This window comes from Actinokineospora inagensis DSM 44258 (assembly GCF_000482865.1).
Lineage (GTDB): Bacteria > Actinomycetota > Actinomycetes > Mycobacteriales > Pseudonocardiaceae > Actinokineospora > Actinokineospora inagensis.
Genome location: NZ_AXWW01000090.1, coordinates 1 through 13,822, shown reverse-complemented (window position 1 = coordinate 13,822; position 13,822 = coordinate 1). Strand labels below are relative to the sequence as shown.

The 13,822-nt window shown below is 70.1% G+C and carries 12 protein-coding genes; 10 read left to right on the top strand and 2 right to left on the bottom strand.

Annotation, left to right across the window (positions count from 1 at the left end; translation table 11 throughout):
- Positions 1 to 348 precede the first annotated feature (348 nt).
- From H504_RS0125415 to H504_RS0125380, 7 genes are all read left to right on the top strand, one after another.
- The gene (locus tag H504_RS0125415; RefSeq protein WP_157440625.1) at positions 349 to 1,125 is read left to right on the top strand and encodes a hypothetical protein; all 777 of its coding nucleotides are present in this window, start codon (positions 349 to 351) and stop codon (positions 1,123 to 1,125) included.
- Positions 1,122 to 1,550: a hypothetical protein gene (locus H504_RS0125410; RefSeq protein ID WP_026425081.1), complete on the top strand. Its 429-nt coding sequence runs from the start codon at positions 1,122 to 1,124 to the stop codon at positions 1,548 to 1,550. Before H504_RS0125415 ends, H504_RS0125410 begins: the two co-directional genes overlap by 4 nt.
- A gap of 432 nt (positions 1,551 to 1,982) precedes the next feature.
- Entirely contained in the window at positions 1,983 to 3,095 is a 1,113-nt protein-coding gene (locus H504_RS0125400; RefSeq protein WP_026425080.1) for a PrsW family intramembrane metalloprotease, read from the top strand.
- A 104-nt stretch (positions 3,096 to 3,199) separates the two neighbouring features.
- Positions 3,200 to 4,087, top strand: coding sequence for a Rossmann-like and DUF2520 domain-containing protein (locus H504_RS0125395; RefSeq protein WP_026425079.1), 888 nt, complete (start codon positions 3,200 to 3,202; stop codon positions 4,085 to 4,087).
- Complete coding sequence (gene panC / locus H504_RS0125390; protein WP_026425078.1) at positions 4,087 to 4,974, top strand: pantoate--beta-alanine ligase; 888 nt, start codon at positions 4,087 to 4,089, stop codon at positions 4,972 to 4,974. Before H504_RS0125395 ends, panC begins: the two co-directional genes overlap by 1 nt.
- A gap of 12 nt (positions 4,975 to 4,986) precedes the next feature.
- Positions 4,987 to 5,460: an aspartate 1-decarboxylase gene (gene panD, locus H504_RS0125385; RefSeq protein WP_026425077.1), complete on the top strand. Its 474-nt coding sequence runs from the start codon at positions 4,987 to 4,989 to the stop codon at positions 5,458 to 5,460.
- Between the two features lie 2 nt (positions 5,461 to 5,462).
- A complete protein-coding gene (locus H504_RS0125380) occupies positions 5,463 to 6,239 on the top strand; it encodes a type III pantothenate kinase (protein WP_026425076.1) in 777 nt (258 codons plus the stop codon).
- On the opposite strand, the gene H504_RS0125375 is transcribed toward H504_RS0125380, so the two are convergent.
- Positions 6,236 to 6,982: a class I SAM-dependent methyltransferase gene (locus tag H504_RS0125375; protein ID WP_026425075.1), complete on the bottom strand. Its 747-nt coding sequence runs from the start codon at positions 6,980 to 6,982 to the stop codon at positions 6,236 to 6,238. The genes H504_RS0125380 and H504_RS0125375 overlap by 4 nt on opposite strands.
- Positions 6,983 to 7,077: 95 nt before the next feature.
- Here H504_RS0125375 and lysS point away from each other — a divergent pair, with 95 nt between their 5' ends.
- Both lysS and H504_RS0125365 read left to right on the top strand, forming a co-directional pair.
- Positions 7,078 to 8,586: a lysine--tRNA ligase gene (gene lysS / locus H504_RS0125370; protein ID WP_035306058.1), complete on the top strand. Its 1,509-nt coding sequence runs from the start codon at positions 7,078 to 7,080 to the stop codon at positions 8,584 to 8,586.
- 117 nt (positions 8,587 to 8,703) lie between these two features.
- The gene (locus H504_RS0125365; protein ID WP_026425073.1) at positions 8,704 to 9,051 is read left to right on the top strand and encodes a histone-like nucleoid-structuring protein Lsr2; all 348 of its coding nucleotides are present in this window, start codon (positions 8,704 to 8,706) and stop codon (positions 9,049 to 9,051) included.
- Between the two features lie 142 nt (positions 9,052 to 9,193).
- Here the strand turns inward: H504_RS0125365 and H504_RS36930 are convergent, their stop codons facing one another.
- Entirely contained in the window at positions 9,194 to 10,069 is an 876-nt protein-coding gene (locus tag H504_RS36930; protein ID WP_157440624.1) for a (2Fe-2S)-binding protein, read from the bottom strand.
- A 370-nt stretch (positions 10,070 to 10,439) separates the two neighbouring features.
- Here H504_RS36930 and H504_RS0125355 point away from each other — a divergent pair, with 370 nt between their 5' ends.
- Entirely contained in the window at positions 10,440 to 12,992 is a 2,553-nt protein-coding gene (locus H504_RS0125355) for an ATP-dependent Clp protease ATP-binding subunit (RefSeq protein ID WP_026425072.1), read from the top strand.
- The last annotated feature ends 830 nt before the right edge of the window (positions 12,993 to 13,822 follow it).

Here is a 13,822-nt window from a genome sequence, read left to right as displayed (position 1 = left end):
CCCGCCCCCCACAGTCCCCACGCCGAACCCCCCACCCCGACGACGTCGACCCCCGCACCGCACGCGCCACCGGTCAAGGTGGTCCGGACCCCCGCTCCGGCCAAGATCCTCGCTCTCCCCGAGTCGATCCCCGCGTGACAGGCACGGCTTCCCGCGCCGAGAGCGTCGACCCCCGCTCCGCGCGTTCCGCCGGACCCGACTCCCGCGCAGCCGCTCAGGTCTCCCGCCCCGGCCCAGCCCCCCACGATCCGCGCGTGCCCGCCCAGGACCCCCGCCCTCCGCGCCCCGATCCCAGCCCCCACGACCCCCGTGTCGCCCGCGCCACCGCCCAAGCCCCCCGCCACGACGGTGCAGATCCCCGCCCCTGCGCTCACGACTCACGTCTCGCCGCCGCAGACTCCCGCGCATCCGGCCAAGACCCCCGCCTCGACGGTGCAGATTCCCGTTCCGGCGCGCACGACTCCCGTTTCGCCGCGGATTCCCGCGCGGCTGGCCAAGGCCCTCGTCTTGACGGCCCGGATTCCCGCTCTGGCACCCACGATCCGCGTTCCGTCGCCATGGATGCCCGTTCGGCTGGCCAAGACCCTCGCCTCGATGGCCCGGATTCCCGTCCTGGCGCCCACGATCCGCGTTTTGCCGCTGATGCCCGTTTGGCTGGCCAAGATCCCCGCCTTGACGGCGCGGATTCCCGTTCTGGTGCTCATGATTCGCGTTTTGCCGCGGATTCCCGCGCATCCGGCCAAGACCCCCGCCTCGACGGTGCAGATTCCCGTTCCGGCGCGCACGACTCCCGTTTCGCCGCGGATTCCCGCACGGCTGGCCAAGACCCCCGCCTTGATGGTGCAGATCCGCGCTCTGGCGCTCACGATTCGCGTTTTGCCGCCGACTCTCGTTCGGCTGGTAAGGATCCCCGCCTTGACGGTGTGGATGCCCGTCCTGGTGCCCACGATTCGCGTTTTGCTGCGGATTCTCGTTCGGCTGGGCAAGACCCTCGTCTTGACGGTGTGGATGCCCGTCCCGGTGCTCACGATTCGCGTTTCGTCGCCGCGGACTCCCGCGCGACTGGGCAAGATCCCCGTCACAACGGTGTCGATGCCCGCTCCGGCGCTCACGACTCCCGTGTGATCGACGCCGCTCAGGATTCCCGCGCCCCGGGCACAGCCCCCCGCTCGTCGGCCAACGACCCGCGCCCCGCCACCAACGACCCCCGCCGCCCCGCCCACGGAGCGCACACCCCGGGCGCCGTCACCGACATGCCCGCCCCCGGCTCCGTCCAACGCGGCCGCGCCGCCGAACGCACCGAGGTCGGCCTCCCCCCCGTCCCCGAGCCCGGCGGCCGCCGCCGCGCACCCACCGGCACCTTCCCCCCGGTCACCCCCGACGACACCGGCGGCCGCCGCCGTCGCGCCGAGGGTGCCCCCACCTGGCACGAAACCCTCGGCCCCGAGGACACCGGCTCCCACACCACCGGCAAGTCCGTCAGCGAACTCCTCGCCGCTCACGGCACCGCCCCCACCCCCCGCCGCCACCGCCGCCGCACCGACGACTAGCGCGCGGGCGGCGCCACCGGAGCGCGCGACCAGCACTCGAGAAACACCGCTACGGCTCCCACCCAGGAGACCGCCCGCCCCCGCCCCAACCACCTCACGACCGACGGCAATCCCCTCATGCCGCCCCGCAGCAGCAAAATCCCCCACCCGACGATCACCACACGATCGAGCGAACCCACCCCAACTGCTTGCCAACCGCCCCCACCACCCCCCAGGCGGCCCCCACCCTCTCCGGGGGCAGCCCTCGATGCCAGTCTACCGGCAGGGGGTGACAGTGGATCTTGTGAGCGTTGGTGGAGGGGTTCTCCTGTGGATAACTTCTGTCGCTGAGATGGGTGAAGTTGGGGGTGTGCTGCGGCGGGTGGGGTGTCCGGTTCGGGCTTAGGATCACTGGTCGTGTCTGGTGCGGCTCGGTGGCCTCGGCGGCTTACGGTGTTGCTTCCGGTGGGGGCCTTGGTGGTGCTCGCCGGGTGTGGGTTGGTGTTGTTGGGGTTGAGCACGGCTCGGGTGGGGGTGGTGGCCGAGCTGGTGGGGGTGGCCGGGGCGTTGTTGCCGGTGGGGCCCGTTGTAGCGGCTTTCCTGTGGGCCGATCGGTGGGAGCCGGAGCCCGCGAGGTGGTTGTGGTTGGCGTTCGGGTGGGGCGCTTGTGTCGCGGCGATCACCGCGTTGCTGATCAACAACACGGCGGAGGCGGTGGGGGACCTGTTGCTGGGCAAGGGGCAGGGGGACAAGATCAGCGCGATGGTGTCGGCGCCGTTGTTCGAAGAGGCGTTGAAGGGGGCGTTCGTCCTCGGGGTCTTCTTGTTCTTGCGCGAGGAGTTCGACGGTGTTGTCGACGGGATCGTGTACGCGGGGCTGGTGGCGGCCGGGTTCGCGTTCACCGAGAACATCTACTACTTCGGGCGCGCGTTCGCGGAGTACGGGTTCGGTGGGGGTGCTTCGTCGCCGGGGGTGTTGGCGGCGTTCATCTTGCGCGGGGTGTTGTCGCCGTTCACGCACCCGCTTTTCACGGCGATGACGGGGATAGGGATCGGGTTGGCGGCGGGGGCGGCCACGAAGGCCAAGCGGGTGTTGGCGCCGTTGGGCGGTTACCTGGCCGCCGTCGTGTTGCACGCCCTGTGGAACACCACGGCGACGTTGGGCACCGCGAACACGTTCCTCAGCGTGTACTTCCTGGTCATGGTCCCCATCTTCGGTGTGGTCGTCTACTTCGTGCACTGGCTGCGCAGGCGCGAGCAGCGGGTCGTGACCGCCGGTCTTCCCGCGATGGTGGCGGCGAACCTGGTCGTACCGTCCGAAGTGGACTTGTTGGCCAGCCTGCCCGGCCGCAAGAAGTGGCGGGACCGGGTGCGCGCCCAGTCCGGCAAGGCGGCCGCCAAAGCCGTCGACGACTACCAGTCGGCGGTGACCGAGTTGGCGTTCCTGTGGCACGCCGTCGCGGGTGGTTCCGCCGGTGCGGACGCGTCGGAGCGGGAGGCGCGGTTGGTCGGGGCGGTGCGCGAGTCGCGGCGGCGGGCGGTGGCTGTGGCGCGGGAGACCCGGTGAAGCGCGTCACCCGCGCCACACGTGTGCCCGGTTCGGCGGATACCCTCGCGTCGTCGTCCGGTACCCGCGCCGATGCGGGACTGGAACGAGGCTAGGGAGCCGTCATGAGCAGGCCCGCGCGGTTGGCCGTCGGGGTCGTGTCCGCGGGGCGCGTCGGTGCCGTACTCGGGGCCGCGTTGTCCCGGGCGGGGCACTCGGTGCGCGCGGTGTCCGCCGTGTCCCGCGAGTCGTTGCGCCGCGCCGAATCGCTGCTGCCCGACGCGGCCGTGTTGCCGCCGGACGAGGTCGCCGCCGCGGCTGACCTGGTGTTGCTCGCCGTCCCCGATGACGCCCTGCCCGGCATGGTCCGCGGGTTGGCCGCCGCGGGCGCGTTCCGGCCGGGGCAGATCGTGGTGCACACGTGTGGCGCGCACGGCGTGGAAGTCCTTGAACCGGCGATCGCGCACGGCGCGCTGGGTTTGGCGTTGCACCCGGTTATGACGTTCACCGGCCGCGAGGAAGACCTGCAGCGGATCGCCGCGTGCTGCTTCGGGGTCACCGCGCAGGACGACGACGAGGTCGCGTGGAACGTGGCGGAGGCGCTGGTCGTGGAGATGGGCGCCGAGCCGGTGCGCGTTCCCGCCGCCGCCCGCCCGCTGTACCACACGGCGTTGGCGCACGGCGCGAACCACCTGGTCACCCTGGTCGGCGAATGCGCGGACCTGCTCCGCGAGGCGGGTGTCGGCACCCCGGAGCGGCTGCTCGGCCCGCTGCTGTCGGCCGCCCTGGACAACGCGTTGCGCCACGGCGACCGCGCTCTCACCGGTCCGGTCGCCCGGGGCGACGCGGGGACCGTCGCCCGGCACGTCGAGGTCCTGCGCGAGCGGGCGCCGCGGATGTTGCCCACGTACCGCGCCCTGGCCGCCCGCACGGTGAGCCGGGCGACCGAGGTGGGCCTGTTGCGGCCCGACCTCGCGCCCGACGTGCTGGCCGCCATCGAGGAAGAGAACTGATGAACCCCAGCTTCACCCCCGGCAAGCTGCACGTGCACACCTCGCCCGCCGAACTGGGCAAGGTGACCAGGGCGCTGCGGGCGACCGGCCGCAAGATCGCGTTCGTGCCGACCATGGGCGCGCTGCACGACGGCCACCGGGAGCTGTTGAGCCGGGCCCGGCGGATCCCGAACACCGTGCTGGTCGCGTCGATCTTCGTGAACCCGCTGCAGTTCGGGCCGGGCGAGGACTTCGAGCGCTACCCGCGTCCGTTGGCAGCGGACCTCGCGGTGTGCGAGCAGGAGCGGGTCGAGCTGGCGTTCACCCCGGAGCGGGAGGCGCTGTACCCGGCGGGCGCGCAGGTCACCGTCCACCCCGGACCGCTCGGCGACGAGCTCGAAGGCGCGGTCCGGCCGGGGCACTTCGCCGGTGTGCTGACCGTGGTGGCGAAGCTGTTCAACATCGTCCGCCCCGACTACGCGCTGTTCGGCGAGAAGGACTACCAGCAGCTCGTGCTCATCAAGCAGTTGGTGCGCGACCTGGACATGGAGCCGCACGTCATCGGGATCCCCACGGTCCGCGAGCGCGACGGCCTCGCCATGTCCTCTCGGAACGCCTACCTCGACGACGACCAGCGCGCCGCCGCCACCACCCTGTCCGCCGCCCTCACCGCCGGGGCGCACGCGGGCGCGCTGGGCGAGCGGGCCGTGCTGGACGCCGCGCGGACCGTCCTCGACGGAACCCCGGAGCTCCAGGTCGACTACCTCGCGCTGCGCGGCACCGACCTCGGCCCCGCCCCCGAACGCGGCGAGGCCCGGCTGCTGGTGGCCGCCAAGATCGGCGGCACCCGGCTCATCGACAACATCGGCCTGCCGCTCGGCGGCGCCGACCTCGGAACGCACGGATAGGGAAGGTCCGCGATGTTGCGCACGATGCTCAAGTCCAAGATCCACCGGGCCACCGTCACCCAGGCCGACCTGCACTACGTCGGCTCGGTGACCATCGACCCGCTGCTGCTGGAGGCCGCCGACCTGCTGCCCGGCGAACAGGTGGCCATCGTCGACGTCACCAACGGCGCCCGGCTGGAGACCTACGTCATCGAGGGCGAGCGGGGCAGCGGCGTGATCGGCATCAACGGCGCCGCCGCGCACCTGGTGCACCCGGGCGACCTGGTGATCCTGATCTCCTACGGGCTGATGGACGCCGCCGAGGCCGCGAGCCACCGGCCGAAGGTCGTGTTCGTCGACGGCCGGAACAAGATCCGGCACGAGGGCACCGACGCGGGTTTGGCCCCCGCCGGGTCCGGCCTGCTCAGCGGCGCGGTCACCGCCGAACCGCCTGCCGAGACCGCGGACGCCGCCAAGCTCGACGCGCTGCTGGCCAGCGAGGGCTGAGCGTGCTGCTCACCATCGACGTCGGCAACACGAACACCGCGCTCGGCGTCTGGGACGGCGCCGACCTGGTGCGCGACGTGCGGCTGCGCACCGACGCCCGGCACACCGCCGACGAGTTGGCCTGGACCACGCGCGGCCTGCTCGGCGCGCACGCCGACGAGATCACCGGCGTCGCGGCCTGCTCGACGGTCCCTGCGGTGCTGCGCGAACTGCGCGCGATGCTGGCCGGGTACTACGCCGACGTGCACCGGGTGATCATCGAGCCGGGGGTCCGGACCGGGGTTCCGCTGCTGGTGGACAACCCCAAGGAGGTCGGCCCGGACCGGATCATCAACACGCTGGCCGCGCACCACCGGTACGGCACCGCCTGCGTGGTGGTCGACTTCGGCACCTCGACGAACATCGACGTCATCTCGGCCAGGGGCGAGTTCCTCGGCGGCGTCTTCATGCCCGGCATCGAGATCTCGGTCGACGCGCTCGCGGCCAAGGCGGCGGCGCTGCGCAAGGTCGAGATGGTCCGGCCGCGGTCGGTGATCGGCAAGAACACCGTGGAGTGCCTGCAGTCCGGGATCATGTACGGCTTCGCCGGTCAGGTCGACGGCCTGGTCCGCCGGATCACCGCCGAACTGGCCCGCACCGGCCACGACGGCCCGGTCACCGTCATCGCGACCGGCGGCCTGGCCCCCGTGGTGGTCGACGAGGCGGATACCGTCGACCACCACCACCCCGACCTCACCCTCCTCGGCCTGCGGTTGGTCTACGAGCGCAACGCCCGCTAACGCCTGTGGGCCTTGACGACGCTGGTGATCAGACGGCGGTCGAACTCGCCCTGGGCGGTTTCCGGCTGGGACCACAGGTAGGTGCGCATCCGGTCCATCACCTGGGTGCGCTCCGCCTCGTCGATCACCTGGAACTGCGAGCCGGTCGCGATGGTGGCGAGCATCGTCTCCACTGTGCGGCGCTGCGCGTGTGGCCACTGCCGCTGCTCGGGCTCGTCGAGCAAGTCGTGCCGCGGGATGTGGATCTGCTTGCGCTGCTGGTTGACCCGGTCCGCTGTGGTCTCGGACAGTTCCGCCAGCCGGGCCTGCCACGGCACGGATGTGTCGTCGTAGTTCCACAACGCGGCGAACACCCCGCCGGGTCGCAGCACGCGGGTGATCTCGGTCAGCGCCTCGGGTGTGTTGAACCAGTGGAACGCCTGCCCGGTGATGACCACGTCGAACGAGGCGTCCGGCACCGGGATGTGGTCGGCGGTGCCGTTGAGCGCGGGTACGTCGGGTAGCTGCCGGGTCAGCTCGGCACGCATCCTGTCGTCCGGTTCGACGGCCGTGACCTCCAGGCCGAACGAGAGCAGCGTGTCGGTGAGCTGCCCGGTCCCGGCGGCCAGGTCCAGCACCCGGGTGTGCTCGTCGACCACCCAGGCCACGGCCTCTTCCGGGTAGCGCGGCCGGTGCCTGGCGTAGGCGAACGCGATGTCGCCGAACGACGAGGCCCGCCGGGCGTGCAAGTCGGGATCGTGCATGTGATCACGGTATCGGTGCCGGTCCGCGCCTCCCCGCCGGTGGCCTGTGGATACCCGTTTGGGGCTTGCGCACGGCTCTCCGTACCCTTTTCGCCATGAGTGACGAGCTGCCCACCGACCCCTCGACCGGCGACGACCTGCCTGAGCAGATGCGGATCCGCCGGGAGAAGCGGGCGCGGCTGCTCGATGCCGGAGCCGAGCCGTACCCGGTGGAACTGCCCCGCACGCACTCGCTCGCCGAGGTCCGCGCCGCGCACGTCGACCTGGAGCCGGATGTCGCCACCGGCGTGCGGGTCGCGGTCACCGGGCGGGTGATGTTCATCCGCAACACCGGCAAGCTGTGCTTCGCGACGCTGCGCGAGGGCGACGGCACCGAGCTGCAGGCCATGCTGAGCCTCAACAACGTCGGCCAGGACGCCCTGGACGCCTGGAAGTCCGATGTCGACCTCGGTGACCACGTGTTCATCGCGGGCGAGGTGATCACCTCCCGGCGCGGTGAGCTGTCCGTGCTCGCCGACTCCTGGCGGATGGCCGCCAAGTCGCTGCGCCCGCTGCCGGTCGCGCACAAGGATCTGGCCGAGGAGACCCGGATCCGGCAGCGCTACGTCGACCTGATCCTGCGACCGCGCGCCCGCGACACCGTGCGCGCCCGCGCCGGGGTGGTCCGGTCGCTGCGGGAGAGCTTCCACAACCGGGGTTTCCTCGAGGTCGAGACCCCGATGCTGCAGACCATGCACGGCGGCGCCACCGCGCGCCCGTTCGTCACCCGCTCCAACGCGATGGACATGGACCTGTTCCTGCGCATCGCCCCCGAGCTGTACCTCAAGCGGTGCGTTGTCGGCGGCCTGGAGAAGGTCTTCGAGATCAACCGCAACTTCCGCAACGAGGGCAGCGACTCGTCGCACTCGCCCGAGTTCGCGATGCTCGAGTACTACGAGGCGTATGCCACGTACGACACGAACGCCGTCATGACCCGGCAGCTCATCCAGGAGGCCGCCGACGCGGTCTTCGGCACCCGGGTCGTCACCCTCGCCGACGGCTCCGAGTACGACCTGTCCGGCGACTGGACCACGATCACCATGTACGGGTCGCTGTCCGAGGCGCTCGGCGACGAGGTCACCCCGGACACCCCGGTCGACCTGCTGCGCAAGCACGCCGCCGACCGCGAGCTCGACGTCGACCCCAAGTTCGGGCACGGCAAGCTGGTCGAGGAGCTGTGGGAGCACCTGGTCTGCGGCACCTTGCACGCCCCGACCTTCGTCCGCGACTTCCCGGTCGAGACGTCCCCGCTGACCCGCCAGCACCGCGGTACCCCCGGCGTGGCCGAGAAGTGGGACCTGTACGTGCGCGGGTTCGAGTTGGCGACCGGGTACTCGGAACTGGTCGACCCGGTGGTCGAACGGGAACGGTTGGAGGCGCAGTCCCGGTTGGCCGCCGCCGGTGATGACGAGGCGATGCGCGTCGATGAGGACTTTCTGCGCGCGTTGGAGTACGGAATGCCACCGTCGGGCGGGGTGGGAATGGGCATTGATCGCCTGTTGATGGCGCTCACCGGTCTCGGCATCCGGGAGACGATCCTGTTCCCGCTCGTCCGACCGGAATGACCCGTTCGGGTATCAGGCACTAACGCAATCCGCTGGATTTGCGCTAGCCTGCTGCGGGTAAGTAATTCGCCACGCTGCCGTAGCGGGAGCAGGCGGTTTCACGCCGGAGGAGGCGCAATGGCGCAGAAGGTCACGGTTTCGCTGGTCGACGACCTCGATGGTTCCGAGGCCGAGGAGACCGTCGAGTTCGGGCTGGACGGCGCGTCGTACCAGATCGATCTGTCCGGCGACAATGCCGAGAAGCTGCGCGACATCCTGGCCGACTTCGTCGAGCGCGCCCGCCGTTCCGGTGGTCGCAAGCGCCTCGCGGCCAAAGCCGTCCCCGGTCGGCAGCCGCGCCCCGCCTCCGCCGACCGCGAGCAGAACCAGGCGATTCGGGAGTGGGCCCGCAAGCAGGGCATGAAGGTGTCCGACCGCGGTCGAATCCCCTCCGAGGTTCTCGACGCTTACAACGAGCGGGCCTGATCGACCGCGCGGTGGGAATGTGGCAGTGGGAAAGATGTCGCCGCTGGGTAGGGACGGCAGCCTCTTGCGCGTTCGGTGATCGTTTGTTAAGGCGCAGGGTCCCGTCGGTGAATTCACCAGAGATTCCCGGGTGTGCGCGGTTTCATCCGCTGAATGCGGTCTGGCAATCACCGGGAGAAACGAGTGCTTTCGGGCCGCCCGGTTTGCGGGCCAGTCGGGGGCACGACTCGCAGGTGCCCTGACCGGCCGCGAGCAGGTAGTGGAAGCAGCAGCTCTCCCGCCGCCGGGTCCAGGTGCCGTCCGGCACCGGCCGCAGCGTCGACCCCGAGGTGAACGGGGCCGGGCCGTCGCCGAGCACCAGGGCCGCGTCCAGCACACCCTCGTCCTCCGCGCCGCCGTAGCGGCCCGCCAGCCACAGCGACGTGTCCAGCACGTCGGTCGCCGCCGCCCACAGCATCCGGCGACCCAACCGCACCTGCGGCCCGTAGACGTCCACGAACCGGGCGGCGTGCGTGGCGAACCGGCCGCGCAGCAACGCCGCCAGGGCCCGTTCGTCGGGCACCACGGTCGCCTCCGGCGTCCCGGCCGCCGGGTCGTCCGGCAGGCACGCGAACCGCGGTGAGAGCACCGCGATGCCGTCCGGGTGCGGCCGCGGCGACGCCATCCGGAACGCCAGGTCCGCCGGGCGCAGCGAAGGCACCCGGCGCTCGTGGTGGAACAGCAGGCTCGCCAGGTAGCCGGGCACCCACAGGTACCAGGTCATCACGTAGCCCGCGGTGGTCCGATCGGGGGAATCCGCGTACCGGTCCACCAGCCAGGACGCCAGGCCCGCGTGCCACCGCGTGAACGCGTCCGGGGTGCGCAGGAACTCGTCGCAGCCCGTCCAGCCGGACCGGTCGTCCGGCAGACCGAACCGCAGCTCGGCGCGCGACTGCCGCGGATTGACCCGGGCGAGTGAATCCTGGAGGAAACCCCGTCGGCCGCGCGCGGCCACGGTGAGTGTGCTGCTCGCGGTCACGACCGGACCCCGGTATCCGCCCAACGGAGGCACAGGCTGCTCCGCACGGTCGCCTCCTTCCTGGGCCTCCCGGTCGGTGAGGTATGCCTTACCTTACCGGGGCGGCCCCGGTGGCGGGTGTGATCCCGGCCAAACCGCCGTCCGCCACCCGCCCGGGTGGCCTTGTTCGCGCTCAGCGGACAGGCTGTGTCTTGTGGAATCCATGCGGGTAGCCGCACGTTGGGTAGTACGAAGGGATCACCGCGGGCCGGGTCCCCGTCGCGAGTGGCACTGAACGACGGGGTCGGGCCTACTACAGTGGTCTCACGGTGCTGACTCCACGCGAAGGACGTGGACAAGGGCCGCCGGCGCAGCAGTCAGGGAGTGGCGAATGTTCGAGAGGTTCACCGACCGCGCGAGGCGGGTGGTCGTTCTGGCTCAGGAAGAGGCCAGGATGCTCAACCACAACTACATTGGCACCGAGCACATCCTGCTTGGGTTGATCCACGAGGGCGAGGGTGTCGCGGCGAAAGCCCTCGAATCGTTGGGGATCGCCCTCGAGGGTGTGCGGCAGCAGGTGGAGGAGATCATCGGGCAGGGGCAGCACGCCCCGTCCGGTCACATCCCGTTCACACCCCGGGCGAAGAAGGTCCTCGAACTGTCGCTGCGTGAGGCGCTGCAGTTGGGGCACAACTACATCGGGACCGAGCACATCCTGCTCGGGCTGATCCGCGAGGGCGAGGGTGTCGCCGCCCAGGTCCTGGTGAAGCTCGGCGCCGACCTGAACCGGGTCCGCCAGCAGGTGCTGCAGCTCCTCTCCGGCTACTCGCAGGGCGGCAAGGAGTCCACCGAGACGGGTGGTCGCGGTGAGGGCACCCCGTCGTCGTCGCTGGTGCTCGACCAGTTCGGCCGCAACCTGACCGCGAGCGCGCGCGAGGGCAAGCTGGACCCGGTGATCGGTCGCACCAAGGAAATCGAGCGGGTCATGCAGGTGCTGTCGCGGCGCACCAAGAACAACCCGGTGCTGATCGGCGAGCCCGGCGTGGGTAAGACCGCCGTCGTCGAGGGCCTGGCGCAGATGGTCGTCAAGGGCGAGGTGCCCGAGACGCTCAAGGACAAGCAGCTCTACACCCTGGACCTGGGTTCCCTGGTCGCCGGTTCCCGCTACCGCGGTGACTTCGAGGAGCGCCTGAAGAAGGTGCTCAAGGAGATCAAGACCCGCGGCGACATCATCCTGTTCATCGACGAGATCCACACCCTCGTCGGCGCGGGTGCCGCCGAGGGCGCGATCGACGCGGCCTCGATCCTCAAGCCGATGCTGGCGCGGGGTGAGCTGCAGACCATCGGCGCGACCACCCTGGACGAGTACCGCAAGTACGTGGAGAAGGACCCCGCCCTGGAGCGCCGGTTCCAGCCGATCCAGGTCGGTGAGCCGTCCCTGGAGCACACGATCGAGATCCTCAAGGGCCTGCGCGACCGGTACGAGGCGCACCACCGGGTCACCATCACCGACTCCGCCCTGGTCGCCGCCGCGACGCTGGCGGACCGGTACATCAACGACCGGTTCCTGCCGGACAAGGCGATCGACCTGATCGACGAGGCGGGCGCCCGGATGCGCATCCGCCGGATGACCGCGCCGCCGGACCTGCGGGAGTTCGACGAGAAGATCGCCGACGTCCGCCGCGAGAAGGAGTCCGCGATCGACGCGCAGGACTTCGAGCGCGCCGCGAAGCTCCGCGACAACGAGAAGCAGTTGCTCGGCCAGAAGGCCGAGCGGGAGAAGCAGTGGAAGGACGGCGACCTCGACGTCGTCGCCGAGGTCGACGACGAGCAGATCGCCGAGGTCCTGGCCAACTGGACCGGCATCCCCGTGTTCAAGCTGACCGAGGAGGAGACCTCCCGGCTGCTGCGGATGGAAGACGAGCTGCACAAGCGGATCATCGGCCAGGAAGACGCCGTCAAGGCGGTCTCCCAGGCGATCCGCCGCACCCGCGCCGGGTTGAAGGACCCGAAGCGGCCGTCGGGGTCGTTCATCTTCGCCGGGCCGTCGGGTGTCGGTAAGACCGAGCTGTCCCGCGCGCTGGCGAACTTCCTCTTCGGTGAGGACGACGCGCTGATCCAGATCGACATGGGCGAGTTCCACGACCGCTACACCGCGTCCCGCCTCTTCGGCGCGCCCCCCGGGTACGTCGGTTACGAGGAGGGCGGCCAGCTCACCGAGAAGGTGCGCCGCAAGCCGTTCTCGGTGGTGCTGTTCGACGAGATCGAGAAGGCGCACCAGGAGGTCTACAACACCCTCCTGCAGGTGCTGGAAGACGGTCGCCTGACCGACGGCCAGGGCCGGACGGTGGACTTCAAGAACACCGTCATCATCTTCACCTCGAACCTGGGCACCCAGGACATCTCGAAGGCGGTCGGGCTCGGGTTCACCTCGGGCAACGACACGAGCTCGAACTACGAGCGGATGAAGAACAAGGTCAACGACGAGCTGAAGAAGCACTTCCGGCCGGAGTTCCTCAACCGCATCGACGACATCATCGTCTTCCACCAGCTCACCGAGGCGCAGATCATCACGATGGTCGACCTGATGATCTCCCGGGTGGAGACGCAGTTGCGGAACAAGGACATGGCCATCGAGCTCACCGACCGGGCGAAGCGACTCCTCGCCAAGCGCGGGTTCGACCCGGTGCTCGGCGCCCGCCCGCTGCGGCGGACGATCCAGCGGGAGATCGAAGACCAGTTGTCGGAGAAGATCCTGTTCGGCGAGATCGAGCCGGGGCAGATCATCATCACCGACGTCGAGGGCTGGGACGGTGAGGAGGGGACGGCCGACAAGGCCCACTTCACCTTCCGCGCCGAGCCGAAGCCGACGCGGGTTCCGGACTCCCTTCCGGTGGAGATGTCCACTTCCACGGGTGATTCCGACTCGGCTGCCGGCGAGTAGGTTGTGTGTTGCGAGGGCGGCTCCCTGGGAGGGGGGCCGCCCTTGTGGCGTTTCTGGGCCTCGGCTGCGCCTCGGGGGACTGCTTGTCGCCTTCGGCGACGCCGCTGGATTGCGCCAGATAATGCAGGGGTGCCCGCTGGGGTGCAGTTGTTTTGTTTGGGGCCCCTGTGCGGTCGCCTGGGTAAGGCTAAAAGGCGGGGCCACTGGAAAGCGTGGCCTTACCCGCCTGCCGGCTTAGGCCACCGCCTCCCCCAAACAAAACAACTTCACCCCAGCGGGCAGTTGGGATCGGCGGGTTTCGAGGCGCGCGGGGTGGGTTGGCAGGGTCGGTCTAGTCTGCCGAAGGCATGGGTTGCTACGGGTTGCTCAGTTCTGTGCTGTGTCGATTGCGGATAGCTTGTCGAGGTGCTGCCTGCCTTTTCTGTGCGGGTTGTCCACAGGTGGCTGTTCTTATCTCGACTGCAGTAGGGGCGAATCGCTAGGGTTGATTCGGGGGGCTGCATTTTGGGGTCTGTGGTTCTTGGGGTTTCGTGGGCGGAGAGTGTTGGGGAGGGTGGGAACCAATCGGATTGTCGGAGGGGGGTTGTCCACAGGGGTGGGGTTGTGGGCAACTTTGTGCGGTGAATCCGGCTAGGGTCTGGCTCGGGGGGAAGATTCCGGACAAAACGAGTGGCAGACCTCAAGGGGAGGGTATCGAAGGGGGAGGGGTGGAGGCACCTGGGCGAGGGTGGGGGTGTGGACAACTGAAGAGGGGCGGGTGAGGACCGGAACAAGGGGGTGGGTTGGGCGGGGTTGCGGTGGGTGAGGGGGGCGGTCTGGAAGGCTGTGGG